Raw genomic sequence first — 19,879 nt, forward strand, 5'->3', positions numbered from 1 at the left:
CTTCGTGGGTGAGCCGCTAGGGCTTGGCGATCAGCACCCCGGCCATGTTTCGACAGGGCATCTCTCACCCTCAAGGGGGGATCCCTGTGCGAAATTTTCGTTATTCTCCATCTTCTCCACACTCCAACCGCTCAAGTCTTGATCGAACGATTCCGCGTTTCTGAACATATCACGGAAGTGACGATTATTGCTTGTATCCCATCCACCAATATCTTGGTTGAATGCCTTTGTGTTCATGAATATCCCACTCGCAGAATCAAGATTGCTTGTATCCCATCCCCCAATGTTTTGGTTAAATTTATTGGTATTCGATAACATGCGCCAGGCACGCCGCATCTTGCCTGTATCCCACCCCCCAATATCTTGATTAAATTCTTCCGCGCCTAAAAATACCGCCCTCATATCCTCTACATTGCCTGTATCCCATTCCCCAATATATTGATTGAATTGAGTTGTTCCACGGAATAGATTAAGCATTGTTGTAGCATTGCTTACGTCCCAATATCCAATATCATCATTGAAATCCGAATTTAAGAATAGCGAAGACAGATCCGTTACCTGCCCGGTAAAGATGTTCTTGTCGTCATCCTTGAAGGTGTAGTCGCCGATCTTCAGGCTTCCATCACCGGTAAAGGGAGCCGCATCCCGAAGCTGCTGGGTACTGACGATCAGCATCCCATCGCACCCCGACCACTGCCCGACCTTCCCAACGTTTTCTGGGTCATAGCAGTCTTCGGCGGCGGATTCGGGTTCATCGGATGCCGAAGCCGCGCTCACCACTCCCTGAGTCGAAGGCAGCACGATCTTGTATGCGGGGGCGGTCTCGGCGGCGACGGGCGCGGCCAGCCCCGTCAGCAGGAGCCCAAGGGCGGCGGTGAGGGCGAGGGGTTGGGTACGCATAACGGCATTCCTTTTCCGTGGGGATCAGAAAGGCCGACTGCCGGGCACTTCGGGGTGTTGTGTTGCGACCCCATGGGAAGGGGTCCGGGTCGCCTCCGTGCGCGCGCAACAGGCCATCGATCCATTGATAGTCCTGTTCTCATGATCCGACGACTGGGGGGGGTGCCGTCAAATGCCGTTTCTCAGGCTCGTGGCGGGATCGAAGAATTCGACAACTGCCCCGATGCCGGTATTCTGGAACCCGAATCAAGACGTTCCGCCCGCGTCACCTCGGGCGGCGGGTCGGCCCGGAGCCGGCGCAACAGGAGCGCCCCATGTCCTATCCCACCAGTGGCGCCATTCGCCACATGATGCGCAATCCGCGCGAATTGATCGATTTCGAGACCACCGGCCGCGTGCCGCGTCCGATGCGCGTGGAGTCACCGCTGATCGATCTTCTGCGCACCCTTTCGCCACGCGATCGCATGTGCATCGAAGGGATTCAGCTAAGCCCCGAACTCGGGTACCACTACGCCGGGTTCTTTCGTAACGCGGAGGTCTTGCTGCGCTGGTTGGAGCCGGACGGCGAGGTGTTCGAGGGCGACACCTGGCCCGCCGAATCCTGGCGCGACAAGCGTTTCCGCCAGCGGCTCACCCTTGCCGACCTGAAGCCGTTCGTGGCGAACTGGCCGGAGCATCTCGATACCTAACCCCACGAAGGAGGTCCCCCGCATGGGTGAATCCAGCTCGCTCGTTTTCCCCTGGGGCGCGATCAAGCCCCTGATCGAACACACTCGTCAGTGCGACCGATGGCAGCCGACGCTCGCGGAGCGCGTTCAGGCTATTATCGAGGCCGGGCATGCCAGCAACGACTGGGAAGCGTTCCGGGTCATGTCGGAATCGCCCGGCGTATGTGCCAATCCCCCGTCTGAGGCGGGTCTGCTGCTGGTGGGGGACCATGGGGTCTATCTGATGAGTTCCGGTATCCCCGATCTCATGGCTCCCGAAGACGGTGGGGAGCGCCGTGCGGTGGTGTATGCGCTTGGGTGCGACCCCGAGCGGGACCCCGACTGGTACGACACCAAGCAGGACACTTTCGGCGGCGACGATGGCGTGGACAAGATCCCACTGTCGTTCTTCGACAGTCTGGAGGAACAATTCTCGCCCACTGATCAAGACGGTCTGGTAGTCACGTTCACCGATGGGCAGATGGCGTTCTCGATTCGGCAGGGGATCGCTGTCGCATAACACCCTCGCTCGAAAACTCGACAGTGCCGGGGTCTTCGGTACTCTGGCCCTGTAGCACGACGAACCGCCCGCGTTTTTTCGGACGGCGGATTCCGGCCCGGAGCCGGCAGGGCATGATTGATGAAACATCATGGATGTTCGATCGTCACTCCGCCTGGGTGCAGCAAAAAAGGGGTGTTGGGGCCGAAGGGGCGCCAGGTCGATCTGTTCGTCGACGCCGACAACCAAAGTTGCCTGGCTGGGTGGGCCGTATGCTCTTTTCTTCAGGCCCATGGACATCAGATTCGCCGGGCCGTGATCGCCGGCAATGCGATTGGTCGTAAACAGAACCATGGATGGCGTGGATGGCTGAAGGATTTTGACGTTCCGGAGGTCGAGACATTCTCCGTGCCAGTTCGCAAGGATTCTGCGGATGTTCGACTTATCCTGGCGCTGGGAACCTATATGGAGCACCCGCCCGGCCCCGACACACTGGTACTCGTCTTGTCCCGCGATAACGTTCTGGTTGAGACGGCACGAGTCCTTTCCGATTCAGGGGTGGCGGTGATGGTCGCGTGCAACCGACAGCCTTCTCTCCCGCAAAATACCCAAGTGCCCGTCCTTGCCGTGGATCTTGGGCAGTGCAGAAAGCGCTTGAAGTTGGCCAAGGCGGCTTGAATCCCGAAAACTCGACAGGCCCATCTTTTTCGATAATCTAACCCTGCAACACGACGAACCGCCCGCGTCTTTTCGGGCGGCGGTCGGCATTCGCTTTTCTCCTCAGATCGCCTGGATGGCGAGCCAGCCCCACGCCCCTGTCGAGGCAATGGCGGCCATCCACCATTTCGCCTGATAGGACGCCTTGCGGGTCTTGTGTCGGAATTGACGCTGGGCGATGAACCCGGCGGGGAATCCCCCGGCGAAATCCACCGCCAGCAGGGTCTTCTCTGGAATCCGTGAGCGGCGCTGGCGACCGGTGTCGGCGGCCACTTGCTTGTCGAGCCCGTAGAGGACGAACGAGAGGACATTCGCCCCGATCAGCCAGGCGCCGACGAGTAGGGGTAGGGATGCATCCATGCAATACTCCGTCTGAACGAAACAGGGCGGAGGCCAATGCCCCCGCCGCAGTGACTCACAGGTCTTTCAGGGCCGGGGTCGGCTTGAAGGCCAGTACGTTCTTGGCCGGGACCTTCACCTTGCCGCCACTCGACGGGTTGTGGGCCTCGCGCTCCGGGCGGTGCTTGGACTCGAAGGTGCCAAAGTTGTGGATGCGCACCTTGCTGCCCGGGCCCTTGCGGACGTGGTCCTCGACCCGATCGAAGGTCGCATCGATGGCGTTCTTCGCCTGAGACTTGGTGATGCCTGCGATCTCTGCAACGTGGTCGACCAGGTCGGTCTTGCTGATGATTTCGCTCATTTACGGTTCCTTTTGTTGAACGATGGTTGGCGGCGGATGCCGCCGGTTTTGCGTGCAGCTTTTGCACGTCTTCACCGTACCCGGAATGTCCGGGCTGTCGAGTTCTTGAGCGAGCGAAGGCTTGGAGCGGAGGTCGATGCTGCGCGCGTCCGAATCCATTCGGTCCCGCCTGGAATCCCTTCAGGTGCGAGCCGATTGTAGCGGGCCTTCCTTTTGGGTGCTCGATGTTCACTTGGAACTCTCACGAGAGGTTCTCGCTATGGGGCTGGGATGGGGATGCAAACCGGCCGCGAAGAAATCGACAAGCGGACGCGATTTGGCACAGTGACTCCATCGCTGAACGGTTCAGCACGGATACCGGCCCGGAGCCGGTGATGGAGATTCACCCCATGGACATCGAAGACCTGCGCGATGACGCCGTCGAGAAGTTTCGCTCCCTGATCGCCGCTGGCGAGGTTCTGGCCTTTGCCACGTCTTTCGGCAAGGACTCGACCGCCAGCCTCAATCTGGGGCTGGAGGCGGCTGTGGCCCACCAGGCGGCCGGTGGCACCGTACCGCCGATTCTGGTGCTGCACACGGATACCACCGTGGAGAACCCCGCCGTACGGGCCTACGCCGACGAGATGATCGAGGCCCTGCGGGCGTTCTCGCGGCGTCAGCGCCTCGATGTCCGCGTGATCGTGTCGCAGCCCTCCTTGCTGACCCAGTGGCCGGTACAGGTCGTCTCCGGGCGCCGCCTGCCGACCTTCGCCAATCGGGCGCATCGGCGCTGCTCGGTGGACTACAAGCGCACGCCCGCCGAGCGGGCGCTGGCCCATGCCAAGGCGGGGCTGGCCGAGGCCGGCTACGCCGATCGCCCTGTGGTCGTGCTGGGTACCCGGATGGACGAGTCCGCCGGGCGCGCGATCCGTATGGAGAAGCGCGGCGAGGGCGCACACGTCAACGAGATCAAGGATCCGGAGACCGGGGCCGTGACCCAGCGTACCTTCGCGCCGATCGCCGCCTGGACCACGGATGATGTCTGGGCCTATCTGGCGAATGCCGGTGAGGGGCAGGCGTTCTCCGCGTTCACTCGCGACTTCCGCGAGACCATCGACCTGTACAAGGACTCGGCCGGGGAGTGCGTGATCGTGAATGCCGGGGCCTCGACGCAGCCTGCGGCGGCCTGCGGGGCCCGTCACGGGTGCTGGGCCTGCACCGTGGCCGGTTCCTCGGACAAGAGCATGGAAACCATGCTCACGCAGCCCCAGTACGCTTACATGCAACGGCTCAATGACCTGCGCAACTGGCTGGTGGCGACCCAGAACGACTTTGGTATCCGGCGCTGGATCTCGCGCAAGACCGATCCGGTGACCGGCTACACCCCGATCATCCCGGCCGACTACGACGCGAAGACCACCCGCTGGCTGCTGGCCGTGCTGATTTCGATGGACGTGGCCGAGGCCGAACGCGCCGAGGCCTTTGCCCGCCGGGTGAAGGCCGGGGACGCGGAAAATGACCCGGGCGTGCAGGCCATTCGTGCCACGGCGGCGGAGGCCGACCTGATCGAACAGCGGGTGGCGCGCTACATCGAGCGTATGCAGTCCCCTCAGTTCCAGGTCGTCACCCAGGAGGTCCTCGCCACGATCGACTTTCTCTGGTCGGTGGACGCCCTCCACCCGCCGCACGAGGCGCTGAAGGTCTGGGAGGAGGTCGTGAACGAGGGGCATCGCGTGTTCGCCCCCGGTTACACCCCGACCGTGGCCGCCCAGAAGACGCCCGCCAAGCTCTGGCACCCGGCGCTGCCGGCGACCGGTCCCGTGGGTGTCCATGGCGCGGTGGCGGACATGGCGACCGCTGACCGCGGCCCCGGTCTGTATCGCCTGATCCCCGGCAAGGGTGAGGGGCTGCGCCCGGATGGTCGGGAGGATGATCGCCCCCAGCGCGCCTCGGAGGCGGTGGCCGCCATGGACGAGATCGATCGCTTCGGCTGGGACGCCGAGGGCCTTGCGAATTTCCTGGCGTTCGAATGGAACACCAGCCTCCAGACCAACGCGGACTGGCAGGCGGGCCGGGTGGCCTCGCGTACCGAGGCGGCATTGCGCTACCTGCGCTTCGGGGCCGTGTCGGTCGGGTCCGGTCAGAGCCGGTCGATGGAGGCCAAGATTCGGCGCGGGCGGAGCTGGGAGGCGGCGGGTCTTGCCGGGGACGCCGACCCCGAGGCGATCCGTGCACGCTGCATCCCGGATGCGGACCACGCCGCGCTGAAGGGCCGGATGGAGGTGGCCGCCGATACCGAGGCTGACGCCACCGAGGGCCGCGAACGCCGGCTGGATCACCGCTACGCCCGGCGGGCCGGGGTGCGGGATGATGTGCGGGCGATCCGGCAGGCTCGGGCGCGCATGAAGCGGGAGTTGCCAGCCCTGCGGGCTCACCTGCTGGGGCTGGAGTCCGCGCAGGCGGAAGGCCTGACCGAAATCGAGGGCGAGGCGGTGGAGGATCGGCTGCGCCGCTTCACGCGCGACTGGAAGGAGTGGACCCGAGTGGCCACCCAGGGGCCGTTGGCCGCGGCGCTGGCGCCGCTGTACTGGCGGATCGAGGCCACGGTGCAGGCGCGGTGTGCCACGGTGTTGGAGGCGGGTCCGCATGACCCGCGCCGGTTCCTGTGGCGCTTCGGGCTGGCCCTGTCCTACGCGAACGCCGGGCGTCGGGCGGTGGAGCATCGAGGGCGGTCTCGGGCGGCGGAGCAGGCGCGGACTGACCTGCGGGCCCCGGCCGTGGAGGATGTGCAGTTGGGCTTGTTCGCGGCGTGATCGAGAACTCGACAGGCCGGGGCTTTTCGGTAATCTGACCCTGCAACACGACGATCCGCCCGCGTCTTTTCGGGCGGCGGATGCCCGGCCCGGAGCTGGTGGAGAACAGGCCATGAAGGATCTTGAACAAGCGGCTCTCGACACCTATACCGTCGAGCTTTCCAATCACGTCGGGGACGTGAAAGCGAGCCTGCTGGCCGAGGCGATGGATGTCCTCGATGCCCGCTGGCGGGGTGGCGGCGATACCTCTCCCCGTGACTTTGATGTGGAGGACAAGACGCCCTCTCCGGGTCTCATTCAGGCCTATCGCTCCATCCGTGGGCATATCGAAAAGCTGGACAGGGTTCTGGAGTCCATGTACTCCGGGCCTTCGGTCCTCCAGGCGCGACAGGATCGGATTGACCGCATGGAGTCCCCGCACGACGGATTCATTCCGGCGGAAACCGGCGGCTTTGATGAGGTCGAGGCAGCCGTACGGGGTGAAGGGCGGGCGCGGGGCGAGCTGGCGCATGACTACCTCGGGCGCAACGACTTCAGGGGCGCCTACTACTGGGGACGGCTTTTCGAACTGACGGCCGAGATCCCTCTGCGGGTGGTGGATCGGGCCCGTGCGCACCTTAGCGAGAGCGAGATCGGTGCGCTGGACGACCGGATTTCCGGGCAGGCGATAGCGGAGGGGCTGCGCCCAGCCGCTCTCCAAACCTGCCACCCCTCCCTTCTGGAGTGCGTGTTGTCGACCTTCCGGGGCCCCGACAATGGGCTCGAGGCCGATGGGAGGCCGGTACCCGGCGGTCTTCTCTCAGAGTACGCGCTCTATGTGACGGACTTCCGCGACCCGGTTCAGTATGCCGCGGCGCTCCAGAATGAGCACTGCCGCCGCTTCATGGCGCACCGGGCCGAACGGATCGGACGCGCCGAAGATGCGGTCTTCTGGGGCGTTCTGTGTGATCTTCCGCTTCCCGATTCAACGCTGCATCCGGACGAGTTCGAGGATATTGCCGACACGGCGATGGGGCTGAAGTGGGTGGAAACCAATGGCGATTTCTGGCGGGGGTGCATCCATATCCAGGCCGGATGGGTCGACCTCAAGGAAGTGAATCGTCGTCTGCGGGAGTGGGAAAAGCAGGAATCGGAGCGCCGTGCGGCCGAGTTCCGGGTGGCGGATATGGAGACGCGCAGCGTTCCATTTTGACGGTCAGGCGTGATGCCGGATGATCCGATGTCACCCCTTTGTGATCAATACTCGACCGCCCGCGTCTTTTCGGGCGGCGGATACCGGCCCGAAGCCGGTGAGGAAATACCTATGCTGATCAACCAGCGTTCCAACGAAACCGATACCCTGTATGCCGTGCCGATGCGCAAGGCAGACTTCTTCGAAGGCACGGTCTATGTCTTCGCGGCCAGCGCGGATGAGGCGGACGCCATCGTGCAGCGCCCCGAGCATGCCGAGGCGGTGGAGGCGTCCGTCCGGGAGCCCTGCTCCAACGACCCCGCCGCTATCGCGCCCCATGCCTCGGGTGCGGCTCAGCCGGTGACTGAGCCGCGCCAGGTCGCCGAGGTCATGGTGACGGTAGGACAGGACATCCGTGCCATGGCGCTTGAAGAGCGCCTCGAAGACGAAGTGGACTCTCTGCGCCAGATGTTGCTTGAAGACGACGACAGCTTTGCTCGTGAGTTGGTCCGGGGATACCTCGAGGATCTGCCCACCGAAGAGTTGCTCGAGACGACGCAGGTGGCTGAAGATCTCGAAGAGAAGGCGGATGAATGGCTGTACGAGCAGGATCCGGAGGCATCAGCCTGATACCGCCGGCAATTCGATCGACAGCCAAACTCGACAGGGCCGGGGCTTCGGTACTCTGGCCCTGTCTAAACCGAAGTGAGAAATCCACCATGGACACCAAGGTGCACACGATTACGTTCGATGCCGATGGCCGTACGCTCTCGGTTTCGAGTGAACCCGACACCATTTCCACCACCCCCGATGACCGCGATTTGGTCGAGCTGATCAAGGCGATGGGGAAGGGCGAAAGCCACTCCATCCAGGACGATCCGCAGGGCGTGATGTATGCGATCTGCGACGGGGCGACCCTGGCCGCCATTTTCGATTCGCTGGGCGATAACTGGACCGAGGAGCGGCTTCAGGAGATCACCGAGGAGATGGCGGCGGGGCTACTGGAGGCGGGGTATAAGGCGGCTTGAAGGAAGAGTCCCGCGCCCCAACCAAGAACTCGACAGGCCGGGTCTTTTCGGTAGTCTAAATTCTGCAACACGACGATCCGCCCGCGTCTTTTCGGGCGGCGGATGCCCGGCCCGAAGCCGGTGGAGAGTCAACACATGCACAATCGCACGCTGAATTTTGCCCGCCAGGAGGGCTTCTCAACCACCACTTTAGGTGTCCTTCATCTTTCCGTATCGGACGAAATACTGGGGAATGACGACATTCTTCGTCGCATGATTTCCGGTATCACGGCCTGGGTGGCGGGTACGCCCGAAGGATGGGCTCTTTGGGAGTCTTCTTGTGAGGATCTCAACGTTGGGGATCTGGTGAACCTCTCCGGACCCGAGATCGAAAGCCTCCAGCCTTTTCTCGCTCAGCAGGGCGTGTCATTTATCGATGCAGAAGCCTACGATTCCGCTGGCTGTTTCGTCTTCGATACGGTATTGGTCAACTACGATACGATCGAGGATCGGGTTTCATGAAGGTTTCTGAGCTGCGAGCCCTCATCGGCAAGCGGGTGTCCTGGCGCTATGCAATCGATCCCTATCGTGGAACCTACCGTGTGGGTTCGGGCATCCTTCAGGACTTTCGCGGCAAGAACGTCCTGATTGATGATGATTGGCTGTGGTTGCCGAATCTTAAATCGTTCGGTGAAGATGGAGCCGAAAAGGAAGGGAATTCCTCGTGAGCAACCCCCAGATCGAACGCCCCCGCGACGGTCGCATCGTCACCGCCAGCGAGATCCATTCGGTGGCCTTCTGCCCCGAGTCGTATCGCCTCAAGCGCTCCGGCGCGCGGCTGGCGGCGCACGCAAAAACTGACGCGGCCCGGGGCACGCGCAAGCACGATGCCGTCAATGAGCGCGTCGCGGCGGCGCATGCGCGCGATCAAAGTCGCTGGTGTTTTGTCGCCACCCACTTGTATGGCGTCGACGATCCGCGCACGGATGCGCTACGTGCCTGGCGGGATCGGGCGCTGATGTCGTCTCGATACGGCCGAGCCCTGGTCCGCATCTACTACACCCTGTCGCCGCCCCTCGTGTCGCTTGCCCGTCGCGTCCCGATTCTGGACCGGCCGATCCGGGCGGTCGTGGATCGCATCGTCTCCCGTGTTCAAAAGCAACCGGGCGGTGACGCATGATCGGGGGCTGGGATATCCCGTCGATCATCGCCGCGGCGATTGGTGCCGGGGTTCTGCTCTGGCTTCTCCGGGCGGTCCTGCGACTGCTGCGGAAGCCACAGAAACTTCCGGTCATCGGCGGCGAGGAGTTGCTCTACCAGGACAGCGACAACGCGCCGTTCCTGGCCAATAAGGCATGGGGCGTCGGTGCCAAGCCGGATCACATCATCCGCGAGGGTGAGGACGTCATCGTGGTCGAGAACAAGGGGCGCGAGAAGGGCCCGTACGAAAGCGACTGGGCCCAGGCCCGCTTCGGGGCCCTGGCGGCGCGAGGCGCCGGTTACCCGGTCAGCAAAGTGCGCTGGGTCAACGGCAAGCGGCGGGTGACGAAGCGGATCCCCGCCAGCGATGCCGATCTGTTCGAGACCGTGCGCCCGCTGTACGAGCAGGTGGTGGCGGTTCGCAACGGGGAACCGGTGCGTTTCCGGCCGAAAGCGGCCAAATGCCGCTCCTGCTATCTTCGAAATTCCTGTGACAAGCGGGCGGTTTAAGCGAGAACAAGGAGGTCGATATGCGTCCCAACAACGATGGCTGAAGTTGTCTCAGCGGGTCTCCCTTCCGGGCGGCGTCCCATTCCTAACAGTTTTCCGAACGCTAACATTCTTTTTGTTAGCGTTCGGCTTGATCACCCCCCCCACCTGTGCCGGTGCCTGTCGGCCATGTCACACCCTCGATCGAAGGCTTCGCCTTTTCCTTCTAAGCCCCTTTGCGTCGCCCCTATGGGCCCGGCGGGCGGGGCGTCCGAGTGCTACACCATTCGGTACATATTCCATTTGGAACGCCAGTGCCTACGCTTTCCGGAACCCCCTCGATTCCACTTTTGTTGGTCCGCGACCCTGGGGTGCATGGGCTCCCTTGGGGCTTCCCCGACATTTGGGCGAGCGAAATTCGGAAATTGGTATTTTTTCGGAAATCGGGAATCGACCATTCGGTACATCTTTGAACCATCGGAGGGTGCCCCCTGTTCCCGGGTCACAAATTCCATGGTCGTGTTTCACGCTTGCCTCCTGACGGAGGGCTCCTCCATCGATCTTTCGGATACTGATTGGCGGACACCCTGTATTCCTTGTCCACTCCAACCTGTTGTTTTATAGGCTTTTGCTGCGCGCGTCCGATCATCTTTCCGGCTGGATGGCCTTCTGCTCCGAGACCTTTCGGGATCGCTTATGGGTCCTCTCGTCTGGCCTCCGTGGAACAGATCATGTGCCATCCGGGTACACTTTTCGGTCGTGTCCCGTGTGTTTTGGTATCCATCAAGCGCGCCCAATCGTCCGTCCCCTTGCGGAAAACTTTGGGGTGCCGAATGTTACACGGCGTTTTTTTTGATTTTCGATGTTCCAGGTGCCGCCTGCTTCCGGATTTCTGAAGTTCGGCGTTCGGCTTTTTCAAAACTCGACGGAAAATCTGCGTTCGGTACTCTGGCTTTGCACGCACTCGACCGACGGGGCATCGTTTCGGGGCGGGTCTGGTCAGGAGGGCGGTGAAGCGCTCGGCCCTGGGGCAGAGATTCCCAGATCAACGAGGTTTCGTGCGGATGAAGAACCATCTGAACAAGTACCAGATTGCCGTTCCGGTCGGCGTTCTGGATCGGCCGACCCTAGAAGGGTGTTTGCAGTCGCCAGCGGTGCCCGTGAACGCCCATCTGGAGATTGAGCGGGTCCTGCGGCTCATTCCGAGCGGTGAACTCCCCGGTCATGGGTATTTTCTCGGCTCATTGGTGGTAGGCGGTATTGACCTTTCGGGTATCGGTCAAGGGGCTCGGGTGCGGGTACCGAAGGGTGCGTATGTCCGCTGTATCGGCGGACATAGTGAGCCCGCGCGGAAGGCTCGGGTGGTGACCGTGCACCAGGCGCAAGCCGGTTTCATGTACGAGCCCGATATCCGGGCGGCCCATATCGTCTGGGTCGGGAGCGGGGGTCGCTGGTGCAAGGCGTCCCTGGACGACATTTATGGGCTCGGCGGTGCAATCGTTGAGCCTGCACCCATTTCGGAATAACGAGTTAGCGAGGGATCGCCATGGCGCTGACCTACCCACCACCCATCCGCGTCCAATCCTCTCCGGACGGCGGCGGCTTGTCGCCGGAGTCCAAGGCGGTATTCCTCATGGGTACGCTTAACCGGGATCTCGATGTTCGGCCGTTCCAGGGCGAGGCGGTTCTGAGCGGCACGGAATCCCTGGAGCCCGACGCGATTGTGGTAGGGACAGTCGAAGTCCTGCGGACGCACTGGAACCAGCAGGGCATTGCAGGGCCGTTGGACATGGACTATCCCGCTTCTCTGGTGCCATTCCTGGGTCGCGAGATCTGGGAAAGCACGTTGGGCGAGGCCCGTCGCTGGCCCTTTGAGGTGTTCGTCAAGCCGCGTGCGTGCAAGGCGTTCGAGGCCGGATTTCTTAACCCGGCGCAGCGGGCGGACGAGTGGCCGGGGGCGGGGTGGCCCGACACAACGCCGATCTGGATCTCTCAAGGCTTCGATCCGCACGCCGAGTATCGGGTCTACCTGAAGCAGGGCGGTATCGTGGGGGTTGCCCGCTACGACCCGAATGATGAATCGCCACCGGACGACCTGGATATGGAGGTTGTGCAGGCGGCGATTGCCGCCTGGTCGTATTGCCCGCGCGATCCCATGCCGGCCGGGTGTGCCCTCGACTTTGCTGTGGACGGTCGCGGCGCCACCCTGTTGGTGGAAGCCACGGACGGCTGGGCGATTGGCTATTACCCCAAGCTGGAGCGTGAGGCCTATCTGGACCTATTGGTGGCCCGCCAGCAGGAAATTATTGGTCACCGAAGCGGCAATTAAATTCGACAGGGTTCGACTTCTCTGTACACTCCAAACTTGATGAGTCATTGAGGCCCGACAAACCGCGATGGATCCAGTGTTCGAATTTTTCTTGATGGATGGATGCTCGCTATGTATGATCCTCGGTAACTGATCACCCGGCACCTTTTTGGCGCCAGGATAAACGCAGGTTCGTCCCTGTGTTGGAAAATGATGGAAAGAGTCATCGAACAACGTGAATGGTTTGCCGGCTGCGCCGAAGGGCTGCGTGATGTGAGTTCATTGCGCTTCGGTTGCGGCATACCGAACAACTGTCAGTCGCTTCCCTTCGCGGGGAAAACGATTGCGCTGAACTAGCCTCTCCTTGTCGGGAGGCTCGCGAGGCCTCCCGGATGCCCTGAGCTATCAGGAACCCCGGGCGCCTCCAGGCACCGGGGTTTTTTAATGCCCGTTGCCCGCTCTTTAACAACTCGGATTTGCAGAATGCGGGGGCTTTGGGTTCCCGCAAGGCCGAGACGGCCAAGCCTTCATGCCCTCCCCTTGTGGCATGGGTCGATACTGTCTCCGGCACGGGTGGTGCCGTGTCGTCTCTCGCCGGAGAGGGCCGTACTGCGGGTGTAGTTCAATGGTAGAACCTCAGCCTTCCAAGCTGATGATGTGGGTTCGATTCCCATCACCCGCTCCAAATTCCAATCGGTGGCACTCCTTCAGAGGATGCGGTCGATATGAAAGGGGTGTCGCGTAGGTTTAATCCTTCTTCACCCATTCGCACCCGTAGCTCAGTTGGTAGAGCAGCGGATTGAAAATTCGCGTGTCGCATGTTCGACTCATGCCGGGTGCACCAGGTTTTGGCGTGTAGCTCAGTCGGTAGAGCGCTCGACTGTTAATCGAGTGGTCGCAGGTTCGAGACCTGCCGCGCCAGCCATCCTTCGCTCGCGGGATGCGGGGTGAGTCCTATGCCACGGCCTGAATCCCGGAATGTGCAACTGGGGCGAAGGGTGGAAGCACCGTAGGGCTCACCCCGGATGGCGCGGCGGCGTGGAGAAACGCAGACACGCCACACGTGGACGACCTGCTGGCATTTAGGAGGGCAAGCCGATCCTGTTCGGCCCCTGCGCACTCTCCCGCAATGCAGGCAAGCCGGAGTAGCGACCGGCCCGCGTTATTCATCCTTGATTTCGCGCGGAGACCTCGGCGTTCAGGCCGAGGAGGAAGCGCGTTCTCCTTGGGTTGCGTTTTACAGAAGTCGCCATAAACTGTGACCCATGGCGAAACGGGCGTACAAATACCGCTTCTACCCGACCCCGGAGCAGGAAGTTCTCCTGGCGCGGACGTTCGGATGCGTGCGCTTTGTCTACAACACCGTGCTGCGTTATCGCACGGATGCGTTCTTCGAGCGCCAGGAGAAGATCGGCTACACCGAGGCCAGCGCCTACCTGACCGCCATGAAGAAAACGGAGGACACCGCGTTCCTCAACGAGGTCAGTTCGGTGTCGCTTCAGCAGTGTCTTCGCCACCAGCAGAGCGCGTTCCGGAACTTCTTCGCGGGACGCGCCCGGTACCCGAGCTTCAAAAAGAAGCGCGGGCGGCAGTCGGCCGAGTTCACCCGCTCCGCGTTCCAGTACCGCGACGGAAGGCTGTTCCTGGCGAAGTGCCGGGAACCCCTGAACATCCGCTGGAGCCGGGATCTCCCCTCGGAACCCACCAGCATCAACATTTCCATGGATACTGCCGGGCGCTACTTCGTGAGCTGCCTGTGCGAGTTCGACCCCGAGGCCCTGCCCACGACACCGAAAACGGTGGGTATCGACCTCGGACTGAAGGACCTGTTCGTCACCAGCGACGGGCATCGAATCGGCAATCCCCGCCATCTGGCGAAATACGCCGCCAAACTGGCCCGCGACCAGCGCCGGTTGAGCCGCAAGCAACTCGGCTCCAGCAACCGTGCCAAGGCCCGGAAGAAGGTGGCGCGTATCCACGCCAAAATCTCCGATTGCCGCATGGACTACCTGCACAAGGTGTCCCGCCAGATCGTCCACGAGAACCAAGTGATCTGCGTCGAATCCCTCAAGGTGAAGAACCTGCTGCGCAACCCGCATCTGGCCAAAGCCATCAGCGACGTCGGCTGGGGCGAATTCGTCCGGCAACTGGCCTACAAGGCCGAGTGGGCCGGGCGAACCCTGGTCGCCATCGACCGGTGGTTTCCCTCGACCCAGCGGTGTTCGGCCTGTGGCCATGTGGCCGGACGGATCCCGCTGTCCGTTCGGAACTGGGTGTGCCAGGCGTGCAGCACTGAACACGATCGCGACGAAAACGCCGCGCTCAACATCAAAGCCGCCGGGCTGGCGGTGCTCGCCCTTGGAGAGGACGTAAGACCCGCGACGTGATCGCGCCGCGGGCCGTCCTCGATGAATTGGGAATCTTCGTCCTTCAGGGCGGAGAGCAGTCAAATCCCGAATGCCGCTGGTTCGAATCCAGCACCCGCTACCAAACACCATCGATGGAGGTAGTGATGTCGAGAACGTTCCGCAAAGACCGGCCGTGGGGGTTTGAGTTCTGGTCCCGGCGCCCGTTCAACCGTCACGGACAGGGCACCGGCCGTTTCTCGAAGCGCCGCACCCATAAAGCAGAGCGCCAGATCGGCAAGCGATCTGCTGATCCGGATCTCTGAATCGCTCCTGTCGTCTAGCGGTCCAGGATGCCGCCCTTTCAAGGCGGACACCGGGGTTCAAACCCCCGCAGGAGCACCAATTCAGTGCCCGATAGCTCAGTTGGTCAGAGCACACCCCTGATAAGGGTGGGGTCGCTGGTTCAAATCCAGCTTGGGCAACCACACACGGAGTGTAGCGCAGCCTGGTAGCGCGCCTGCTTTGGGAGCAGGATGTCGGGGGTTCAAATCCCTCCACTCCGACCACACACTGATTGACCGCCCGTGTAGCTCTAACTGGCAGAGCGGGGATTTTGTAAGTCCACGGTTGGGAGTTCGAGTCTCTCCACGGGCACCATCTATTGGGCCGTCGCCAAGCGGTAAGGCACCGGGTTTTGATCCCGGCATTCGCAGGTTCGAATCCTGCCGGCCCAGCCATTTTCGACACAGGCGCCCCGCGCCTTTTATCTGGAGGTAATGATGAAGCCGAGTAAACGGAGAAATCCTGTGGCGCGTTCGCCCATCTTGGCGAAATCGCACGCCCATCAACCCAAGACGCGCTTCGTTCGGAATCGAGTCAAAGCGAAACTGAAGAAGAACCCGGAGGCGTTTTCCATCCCGCTGCATACCCGCGGCCGGATCGAAAACGACTCCGATCTTCAAACTGTTCAGCGCATGTAGCTCAACCGGATAGAGCAACGGCCTTCTAAGCCGTAGGTTGGGGGTTCGAGCCCTCCTATGCGCGCCACATCTGTCCCTATCGTCTAGCGGTCCAGGACGTCGCCCTCTCACGGCGAAAACCGGGGTTCGAGTCCCCGTAGGGACACCACATTTCGGGGCTTTAGCTCAGTTGGTAGAGCATGCGGCTTTTAACCGCGTGGTCCGGGGTTCGAGCCCCCGAGGCCCCACCAGAAAACCATGCTTCGGTAGCTCAACTGGAAGAGCAGCGGTCTCCAAAACCGCAGGTTGGGGGTTCGAGTCCCTCCCGGAGTGCCATACAGCAGATCACGCCCCATTGAGTACGACACTTATCGGGGTGCCATCGCTGCCCATGTAGCTCAACTGGATAGAGCGCCGGTCTTCGGAACCGAATGTTGCGGGTTCAAGTCCTGCCGTGGGCGCCATATCAAGCCCCTGTAGCTCAACTGGATAGAGCGCTGGTCTCCTACACCGGAGGTTGGAGGTTCGAATCCTCCTGGGGGCGCCAAACAAATCGCTCGGTGGCCGAGAGGCAAGGCGGCGGCCTGCAAAGCCGTTCACGCGGGTTCAAATCCCGCCCGAGCGTCCAGACACGCCTCTGTAGCTCAGCGGTTAGAGCAGGGTCCTCATAAGACCTTGGCCCCCCGTTCGAATCGGGGCGGAGGCACCACATTGCGAACGTGGCGGAATTGGTAGACGCGGCGGACTCAAAATTCGCTACCGAAAGTTGTGAGGGTTCGATTCCCTCTGGGGCCACCAGTTCTGGAGAGATGGCCGAGCGGCCGAAGGCACCTGTTTCGAAAGCAGGCGACGGGCAACCTTCCGGGGGTTCGAATCCCTCTCTCTCCGCCAGCATCGCACCCCTGGCGAAATCGGTAGACGCGGCGGGTTTAAGTTTCGCTGCCGAAAGGCGTGCTGGTTCGAGTCCAGCGGGGTGCACCAGGTACGGAAGTGTGGCTGAGCGGTCAAAGGCGCCGGTCTTGAAAACCGGAGGCGGGTCTCCCGTCCGGGGGTTCGAATCCCTCCACTTCCGCCAAATTCCGGCTTTGTTGTTCGCTGGCACGCCGATTGCGAACAACAAAGCCTCTTGTCGCTCAAAAGCGAGCGAAAAACCGTTACGCGCGGGTGGTGGAATTGGTAGACACGCCAGCTTGAGGGGCTGGTGGCCGAAAGGCTGTGCGGGTTCGAGTCCCGCCCTGCGCACCAATCTGCATTGCAGTGCCATGAGGGATGCGGCCGTTCCAGGCTTCATCCCCGATGGCAGCGTAAAGTAGTCGGGCCCACAGCCTATGGTGCTGTGCCTCTCGGCGAAAATTAAGCCCAGATCGAACGCTGGGCACAGTCTGGCGTCGGGGTAACCCAGGCGTCGGTTCGGCTCGCGCCAACAGGCGAGTCGATTGCAAGCTCCCGTCCTTTAAGGGATCAGGAGAAAGTGGTTTTGGGGTCTGGGGTAACGACCGGGATCCAAACCAGGGCCAACCGAGTTCTGCCCCATCCGGCGGATGCCCGTACCGATAACCAAAAGCGGCAAGGCTGGCGCTGTCATCCCTTTTCTGTCGAATACGGAGAATTGGCCGAGCGGTCGAAGGCGCTCCCCTGCTAAGGGAGTAGACGGAAACCCCGTCTCCTGGGTTCGAATCCCAGATTCTCCGCCACATCCCTCTGCGAATCCGAGTGCTTGTACGGGCCCGTTCCACGCGCCGCGGCGATCGTTCGGAGCACCCCGCACACCCCTTTAACTCGGCCTGTGGCCGCTCAACTCGATGTTTACCCAATGACCTGAAAGGAGTTTTAATCATGACTTCCCTCAACCATCCGCCGATTCTTCGCGTGGATGCCTCCGGTCTCCCTGTTGCCTGGATCGGATGGCAGCGCGCCGCCGAACTGTATTGCAGTGAGCGGGTACTGTGGAGCCTTGGGAAGTCGACGATCACCGTGCAAGGAGGTCTTCGGGGCGGGGCGCGCTCACGCCTGGTGCTGGCGCCGGTTCTGGCGACCCGGGAGGCACACAGGCATCCCCACGGTCGGGTGCCGGCCTTGTCGAATCCGCTGCTGTTCGCTCGAGACCGCCATACCTGCCTGTACTGTGGCGGTCGTCCTGGAACGGGGAGTCTGACCCGGGATCATGTGATCCCACGGTGCCAGGGCGGTCCGGATGTCTGGACCAATGTGGTAACCGCCTGCATCCGGTGCAACACGGGGCGAAAGGGCGGACGAACCCCGGAGCAGGCGGGGATGACTCTGATCGCCCTCCCGTATGCGCCGAACCAGGCCGAGGCCTTGATCCTGTCCAATCGGCGAATCCTTGCGGACCAGAACGCGTATCTGGAGTCGCTGACCCCGGATCGGGATGACCGCTGGCACTGACGTTCAACCGGCCTGGATGGCGAACGGAAGCCCGCCTTTCGAGAAATCGACAGGGCGGGCTTTTTCGTTAGTCTGGCCTTGTTGAATCACAGCGAACCGCCCGCGCTTTTCCGGGCGGCGGATCCCGGCCCGCAGCCGGTGGAGATTGACCATGAATCCCATCCTTAATCAGCCCGCGCACCAATGCCAGACGATCTACGCGGGGTACGTTACCTGGTTGCAACCGGTGCACGTTTACGTCGGTGTTTATGCGGACAACGAGGAGGACGCACGAGACATCATCCTTCGGAAGAAGGAGGCGCTTTACAGGTATATCGAGGTAGATGATTGTGCCCCGCCAGCCGACGAGCGCTCTCCCAGTCTTGTGCTGAGCCCCGTGGGAATGGGCGAACTTCCCAATCGCTGGGGGCTTTCGAGCCCTCTGATTCCGTACAAAGGCAACGACTACTTCGACCACGCGCTTTCGGCCATCCTGTGGTGTCCACTTCCCCGGATTAGGTCCACGCATAACTAGAGGTTTCCGGGTGGTGTAGCTGCCGGTATTCGACCGGCGTCAGGTCCCCCAGCGACTCGTGAGGGATGGTTTCGTTGTAGTCCTGCAGCCACTGCTCGGTGTGTTCCCGGACTTCGGTCAGCGTTCGGAAGACGTAGAGATCCAGGACCCCACGGCGGTAGCTGCCGTTGAACCGTTCGATGAAGCCGTTCTGCATCGGTTTGCCCGGCTGGATGAAGCTCAGTTCCACGCCGCGCTGTTCGGCCCAGTCGGCGATCGCGGCCGAGACGAACTCGGGGCCATTGTCCAGCCGGAGCTGCTGCGGATAGCCCCGCCAGGCGGCAATACGCTCCAGCACCCGGATCACACGGGGTGCGGGCAGGTTCAGATCGATCTCCACGGCCAGCGCTTCCCGGTTGAAGTCATCCACGACGTTGAAGGTGCGGAAGCGCCGTCCGTCCCATAGCGCATCCGACATGAAGTCCGCTGACCATCCCACGTTCGGGGCTTCGGTCGACGCCAGGGGCCGTGGCTCCCGTGGTGGCAAACGGCGCTTGCCCTTGCGCCGCAGGTTCAGCTTCAGGGCGCAGTACACGCGCCAGACCCGCTTGTGGTTCCAGGGCATGCCCCGACGCCGGATCAGCTTGAACAGCTTGCCAAAGCCCCGCTCCGGATAGCGCTCCACCAGCTCCTGCAGAAGCGCGATCACCGCATCGTCCCGGTCCGGTTGCTTGCGATACCGCACCACCGACCGCGCAGCCCCTGCCGCCTGACAGGCCCGGCGCTGACTCAGCCCGTGTTCCTGCGTCAACGCAGTGACCACACGGCGCTTCTCGTCCGGGCTCAGAGCTTTTTTGTGATCACGTCCTTCAGGGCCGTGTTCTCCAGGGCCAGCTCGGCATACATCCGTTTGAGCCGGTTGTTCTCGTCCTCCAGCTCCTTCAACCGTCGGACGTCGGCTGCCTCCATGCCGCCGTATTTCGACTTCCACTGGTAGTAGGTCGCTTCAGAGACCCCGATCTCCCGACACACGTCCTTCACCTTCCGGCCGCCTTCGACCTGCTTCAGCGTCTGAACAATCTGGCTTTCCGTAAACCGACTCTTGCGCATCTCGGCCTCCTTTGGCTCTAGTGTGCCCGGAGACCTCCAGTTTTCAATGGACCGAATTTACGGGAAGGCGACA

At 62.1% G+C, this 19,879-nt stretch carries 22 protein-coding genes, 22 tRNA genes and 1 pseudogene; 39 read left to right on the forward strand and 6 right to left on the reverse strand.

The window, feature by feature from the left end:
• Window positions 1–30: 30 nt before the first annotated feature.
• Window positions 31–900, reverse strand: coding sequence for a BspA family leucine-rich repeat surface protein (locus tag F627_RS16000; protein WP_019583835.1), 870 nt, complete (start codon window positions 898–900; stop codon window positions 31–33).
• A 314-nt stretch (window positions 901–1,214) separates the two neighbouring features.
• On the opposite strand from F627_RS16000, the gene F627_RS0108455 reads away from it, so the two are divergent.
• The 3 genes from F627_RS0108455 to F627_RS16440 all read left to right on the forward strand — a co-directional run bounded on the left by F627_RS0108455 (window position 1,215) and on the right by F627_RS16440 (window position 2,784).
• On the forward strand, window positions 1,215–1,589 hold the full coding sequence (locus F627_RS0108455) for a hypothetical protein (RefSeq protein ID WP_019583836.1): 375 nt from the start codon (window positions 1,215–1,217) through the stop codon (window positions 1,587–1,589).
• Between the two features lie 22 nt (window positions 1,590–1,611).
• On the forward strand, window positions 1,612–2,127 hold the full coding sequence (locus F627_RS16005; RefSeq protein WP_019583837.1) for a DUF3085 domain-containing protein: 516 nt from the start codon (window positions 1,612–1,614) through the stop codon (window positions 2,125–2,127).
• A gap of 120 nt (window positions 2,128–2,247) precedes the next feature.
• On the forward strand, window positions 2,248–2,784 hold the full coding sequence (locus F627_RS16440) for an NYN domain-containing protein (RefSeq protein WP_081630744.1): 537 nt from the start codon (window positions 2,248–2,250) through the stop codon (window positions 2,782–2,784).
• Window positions 2,785–2,886: 102 nt separating this feature from the next.
• Here the strand turns inward: F627_RS16440 and F627_RS0108465 are convergent, their stop codons facing one another.
• From F627_RS0108465 to F627_RS16985, 3 genes are read right to left on the reverse strand one after another with little or no spacing between them, the layout of a single operon-like run.
• Entirely contained in the window at window positions 2,887–3,183 is a 297-nt protein-coding gene (locus F627_RS0108465; RefSeq protein ID WP_019583838.1) for a DUF1294 domain-containing protein, read from the reverse strand.
• Window positions 3,184–3,238: 55 nt separating this feature from the next.
• Complete coding sequence (locus tag F627_RS0108470; RefSeq protein WP_019583839.1) at window positions 3,239–3,523, reverse strand: HU family DNA-binding protein; 285 nt, start codon at window positions 3,521–3,523, stop codon at window positions 3,239–3,241.
• Window positions 3,524–3,682: a hypothetical protein gene (locus F627_RS16985; RefSeq protein ID WP_155987120.1), complete on the reverse strand. Its 159-nt coding sequence runs from the start codon at window positions 3,680–3,682 to the stop codon at window positions 3,524–3,526.
• 215 nt (window positions 3,683–3,897) lie between these two features.
• Here F627_RS16985 and F627_RS0108475 point away from each other — a divergent pair, with 215 nt between their 5' ends.
• The 36 genes and pseudogenes from F627_RS0108475 to F627_RS17285 all read left to right on the forward strand — a co-directional run bounded on the left by F627_RS0108475 (window position 3,898) and on the right by F627_RS17285 (window position 18,203).
• The gene (locus F627_RS0108475; RefSeq protein ID WP_019583840.1) at window positions 3,898–6,315 is read left to right on the forward strand and encodes a phosphoadenosine phosphosulfate reductase family protein; all 2,418 of its coding nucleotides are present in this window, start codon (window positions 3,898–3,900) and stop codon (window positions 6,313–6,315) included.
• Between the two features lie 112 nt (window positions 6,316–6,427).
• Window positions 6,428–7,507 (forward strand): hypothetical protein, encoded by a 1,080-nt coding sequence (locus F627_RS0108480; protein ID WP_019583841.1) that lies wholly within the window; start codon window positions 6,428–6,430, stop codon window positions 7,505–7,507.
• 111 nt (window positions 7,508–7,618) lie between these two features.
• Window positions 7,619–8,116 carry a hypothetical protein gene (locus F627_RS0108485; RefSeq protein WP_019583842.1) on the forward strand — a complete coding sequence of 166 codons (498 nt, stop codon included), beginning with the start codon at window positions 7,619–7,621 and terminating at the stop codon, window positions 8,114–8,116.
• Between the two features lie 89 nt (window positions 8,117–8,205).
• Window positions 8,206–8,514: a hypothetical protein gene (locus F627_RS16990; RefSeq protein ID WP_019583843.1), complete on the forward strand. Its 309-nt coding sequence runs from the start codon at window positions 8,206–8,208 to the stop codon at window positions 8,512–8,514.
• Between the two features lie 135 nt (window positions 8,515–8,649).
• Window positions 8,650–9,015, forward strand: coding sequence for a hypothetical protein (locus F627_RS0108495; RefSeq protein ID WP_019583844.1), 366 nt, complete (start codon window positions 8,650–8,652; stop codon window positions 9,013–9,015).
• Window positions 9,012–9,221 carry a hypothetical protein gene (locus F627_RS0108500; RefSeq protein WP_019583845.1) on the forward strand — a complete coding sequence of 70 codons (210 nt, stop codon included), beginning with the start codon at window positions 9,012–9,014 and terminating at the stop codon, window positions 9,219–9,221. Before F627_RS0108495 ends, F627_RS0108500 begins: the two co-directional genes overlap by 4 nt.
• On the forward strand, window positions 9,218–9,673 hold the full coding sequence (locus F627_RS0108505) for a CFI-box-CTERM domain-containing protein (protein ID WP_019583846.1): 456 nt from the start codon (window positions 9,218–9,220) through the stop codon (window positions 9,671–9,673). Before F627_RS0108500 ends, F627_RS0108505 begins: the two co-directional genes overlap by 4 nt.
• A complete protein-coding gene (locus F627_RS0108510; protein WP_019583847.1) occupies window positions 9,670–10,203 on the forward strand; it encodes a PD-(D/E)XK nuclease family protein in 534 nt (177 codons plus the stop codon). Before F627_RS0108505 ends, F627_RS0108510 begins: the two co-directional genes overlap by 4 nt.
• Before the next feature lie 1,043 nt (window positions 10,204–11,246).
• Window positions 11,247–11,708 (forward strand): hypothetical protein, encoded by a 462-nt coding sequence (locus F627_RS0108515; RefSeq protein WP_019583848.1) that lies wholly within the window; start codon window positions 11,247–11,249, stop codon window positions 11,706–11,708.
• 20 nt (window positions 11,709–11,728) lie between these two features.
• Window positions 11,729–12,511: an ATP-grasp domain-containing protein gene (locus F627_RS16015; RefSeq protein WP_019583849.1), complete on the forward strand. Its 783-nt coding sequence runs from the start codon at window positions 11,729–11,731 to the stop codon at window positions 12,509–12,511.
• A 590-nt stretch (window positions 12,512–13,101) separates the two neighbouring features.
• A tRNA-Gly gene (locus F627_RS0108525) sits at window positions 13,102–13,175 on the forward strand.
• 83 nt (window positions 13,176–13,258) lie between these two features.
• A tRNA-Phe gene (locus tag F627_RS0108530) sits at window positions 13,259–13,334 on the forward strand.
• Window positions 13,335–13,339: 5 nt separating this feature from the next.
• Window positions 13,340–13,415 (forward strand) — tRNA-Asn (locus tag F627_RS0108535).
• A gap of 340 nt (window positions 13,416–13,755) precedes the next feature.
• Window positions 13,756–14,877: an RNA-guided endonuclease TnpB family protein gene (locus F627_RS0108540; RefSeq protein ID WP_019583850.1), complete on the forward strand. Its 1,122-nt coding sequence runs from the start codon at window positions 13,756–13,758 to the stop codon at window positions 14,875–14,877.
• A complete protein-coding gene (locus tag F627_RS16995; RefSeq protein WP_155987121.1) occupies window positions 14,874–15,161 on the forward strand; it encodes a hypothetical protein in 288 nt (95 codons plus the stop codon). The genes F627_RS0108540 and F627_RS16995 overlap by 4 nt, the downstream gene beginning before the upstream one ends.
• A 3-nt stretch (window positions 15,162–15,164) precedes the next feature.
• Window positions 15,165–15,240, forward strand: a tRNA-Glu gene (locus F627_RS0108545).
• 6 nt (window positions 15,241–15,246) lie between these two features.
• Window positions 15,247–15,323, forward strand: a tRNA-Ile gene (locus F627_RS0108550).
• A gap of 4 nt (window positions 15,324–15,327) precedes the next feature.
• Window positions 15,328–15,404 (forward strand) — tRNA-Pro (locus F627_RS0108555).
• 14 nt (window positions 15,405–15,418) lie between these two features.
• A tRNA-Thr gene (locus tag F627_RS0108560) sits at window positions 15,419–15,495 on the forward strand.
• Between the two features lie 5 nt (window positions 15,496–15,500).
• A tRNA-Gln gene (locus tag F627_RS0108565) sits at window positions 15,501–15,575 on the forward strand.
• A gap of 233 nt (window positions 15,576–15,808) precedes the next feature.
• Window positions 15,809–15,885, forward strand: a tRNA-Arg gene (locus tag F627_RS0108575).
• A 5-nt stretch (window positions 15,886–15,890) separates the two neighbouring features.
• A tRNA-Glu gene (locus tag F627_RS0108580) sits at window positions 15,891–15,966 on the forward strand.
• Window positions 15,967–15,972: 6 nt separating this feature from the next.
• Window positions 15,973–16,048: transfer RNA gene (locus tag F627_RS0108585), tRNA-Lys, on the forward strand.
• 9 nt (window positions 16,049–16,057) lie between these two features.
• A tRNA-Trp gene (locus F627_RS0108590) sits at window positions 16,058–16,133 on the forward strand.
• 51 nt (window positions 16,134–16,184) lie between these two features.
• Window positions 16,185–16,261 (forward strand) — tRNA-Arg (locus tag F627_RS0108595).
• A gap of 6 nt (window positions 16,262–16,267) precedes the next feature.
• Window positions 16,268–16,344: transfer RNA gene (locus tag F627_RS0108600), tRNA-Arg, on the forward strand.
• 7 nt (window positions 16,345–16,351) lie between these two features.
• Window positions 16,352–16,425, forward strand: a tRNA-Cys gene (locus F627_RS0108605).
• Window positions 16,426–16,430: 5 nt separating this feature from the next.
• Window positions 16,431–16,506 (forward strand) — tRNA-Ile (locus tag F627_RS0108610).
• Window positions 16,507–16,516: 10 nt separating this feature from the next.
• Window positions 16,517–16,595: transfer RNA gene (locus F627_RS17000), tRNA-Leu, on the forward strand.
• A 5-nt stretch (window positions 16,596–16,600) separates the two neighbouring features.
• A tRNA-Ser gene (locus F627_RS0108615) sits at window positions 16,601–16,688 on the forward strand.
• Between the two features lie 5 nt (window positions 16,689–16,693).
• Window positions 16,694–16,778 (forward strand) — tRNA-Leu (locus tag F627_RS0108620).
• A 5-nt stretch (window positions 16,779–16,783) separates the two neighbouring features.
• Window positions 16,784–16,872, forward strand: a tRNA-Ser gene (locus F627_RS0108625).
• Window positions 16,873–16,955: 83 nt separating this feature from the next.
• Window positions 16,956–17,042 (forward strand) — tRNA-Leu (locus tag F627_RS0108630).
• Between the two features lie 358 nt (window positions 17,043–17,400).
• A tRNA-Ser gene (locus F627_RS0108635) sits at window positions 17,401–17,491 on the forward strand.
• A 142-nt stretch (window positions 17,492–17,633) separates the two neighbouring features.
• Window positions 17,634–18,062, forward strand: a pseudogene (locus F627_RS0108640) (HNH endonuclease); the annotation flags it as partial.
• Between the two features lie 9 nt (window positions 18,063–18,071).
• The gene (locus F627_RS17285; protein WP_255349518.1) at window positions 18,072–18,203 is read left to right on the forward strand and encodes a hypothetical protein; all 132 of its coding nucleotides are present in this window, start codon (window positions 18,072–18,074) and stop codon (window positions 18,201–18,203) included.
• Window positions 18,204–18,206: 3 nt separating this feature from the next.
• Here the strand turns inward: F627_RS17285 and F627_RS17005 are convergent, their stop codons facing one another.
• Entirely contained in the window at window positions 18,207–18,356 is a 150-nt protein-coding gene (locus F627_RS17005; protein WP_019583852.1) for a hypothetical protein, read from the reverse strand.
• A gap of 341 nt (window positions 18,357–18,697) precedes the next feature.
• Window positions 18,698–19,806, reverse strand: a protein-coding gene (locus F627_RS0108655; RefSeq protein ID WP_155987096.1) for an IS3 family transposase whose coding sequence is annotated in 2 segments (ribosomal slippage) — window positions 18,698–19,554 and window positions 19,554–19,806 — 1,110 coding nt in all. Because the reading frame shifts where the segments join, the coding sequence is not laid out codon by codon here.
• Window positions 19,807–19,879 lie beyond the last annotated feature (73 nt).

The sequence above is a fragment of the Thioalkalivibrio sp. ALE16 genome (assembly GCF_000381305.1).
Taxonomy (GTDB): Bacteria; Pseudomonadota; Gammaproteobacteria; order Ectothiorhodospirales; family Ectothiorhodospiraceae; genus Thioalkalivibrio.

Coding starts and splice junctions, on each gene's coding strand:
- F627_RS0108455 (WP_019583836.1), top strand. CDS start 1,215: ATGTCCTATCCCACCAGTGGCGCCATTCGCCACATGATGCGCAATCCG.
- F627_RS0108470 (WP_019583839.1), bottom strand. CDS start 3,523: ATGAGCGAAATCATCAGCAAGACCGACCTGGTCGACCACGTTGCAGAG.
- F627_RS0108540 (WP_019583850.1), top strand. CDS start 13,756: ATGGCGAAACGGGCGTACAAATACCGCTTCTACCCGACCCCGGAGCAG.
- F627_RS0108480 (WP_019583841.1), top strand. CDS start 6,428: ATGAAGGATCTTGAACAAGCGGCTCTCGACACCTATACCGTCGAGCTT.
- F627_RS17285 (WP_255349518.1), top strand. CDS start 18,072: ATGACTCTGATCGCCCTCCCGTATGCGCCGAACCAGGCCGAGGCCTTG.
- F627_RS16990 (WP_019583843.1), top strand. CDS start 8,206: ATGGACACCAAGGTGCACACGATTACGTTCGATGCCGATGGCCGTACG.
- F627_RS16440 (WP_081630744.1), top strand. CDS start 2,248: ATGAAACATCATGGATGTTCGATCGTCACTCCGCCTGGGTGCAGCAAA.
- F627_RS0108510 (WP_019583847.1), top strand. CDS start 9,670: ATGATCGGGGGCTGGGATATCCCGTCGATCATCGCCGCGGCGATTGGT.
- F627_RS0108475 (WP_019583840.1), top strand. CDS start 3,898: ATGGAGATTCACCCCATGGACATCGAAGACCTGCGCGATGACGCCGTC.
- F627_RS16015 (WP_019583849.1), top strand. CDS start 11,729: ATGGCGCTGACCTACCCACCACCCATCCGCGTCCAATCCTCTCCGGAC.
- F627_RS17005 (WP_019583852.1), bottom strand. CDS start 18,356: ATGGTCAATCTCCACCGGCTGCGGGCCGGGATCCGCCGCCCGGAAAAG.
- F627_RS0108515 (WP_019583848.1), top strand. CDS start 11,247: ATGAAGAACCATCTGAACAAGTACCAGATTGCCGTTCCGGTCGGCGTT.
- F627_RS0108495 (WP_019583844.1), top strand. CDS start 8,650: ATGCACAATCGCACGCTGAATTTTGCCCGCCAGGAGGGCTTCTCAACC.
- F627_RS16985 (WP_155987120.1), bottom strand. CDS start 3,682: ATGGATTCGGACGCGCGCAGCATCGACCTCCGCTCCAAGCCTTCGCTC.
- F627_RS0108465 (WP_019583838.1), bottom strand. CDS start 3,183: ATGGATGCATCCCTACCCCTACTCGTCGGCGCCTGGCTGATCGGGGCG.
- F627_RS16005 (WP_019583837.1), top strand. CDS start 1,612: ATGGGTGAATCCAGCTCGCTCGTTTTCCCCTGGGGCGCGATCAAGCCC.
- F627_RS0108500 (WP_019583845.1), top strand. CDS start 9,012: ATGAAGGTTTCTGAGCTGCGAGCCCTCATCGGCAAGCGGGTGTCCTGG.
- F627_RS0108485 (WP_019583842.1), top strand. CDS start 7,619: ATGCTGATCAACCAGCGTTCCAACGAAACCGATACCCTGTATGCCGTG.
- F627_RS16000 (WP_019583835.1), bottom strand. CDS start 900: ATGCGTACCCAACCCCTCGCCCTCACCGCCGCCCTTGGGCTCCTGCTG.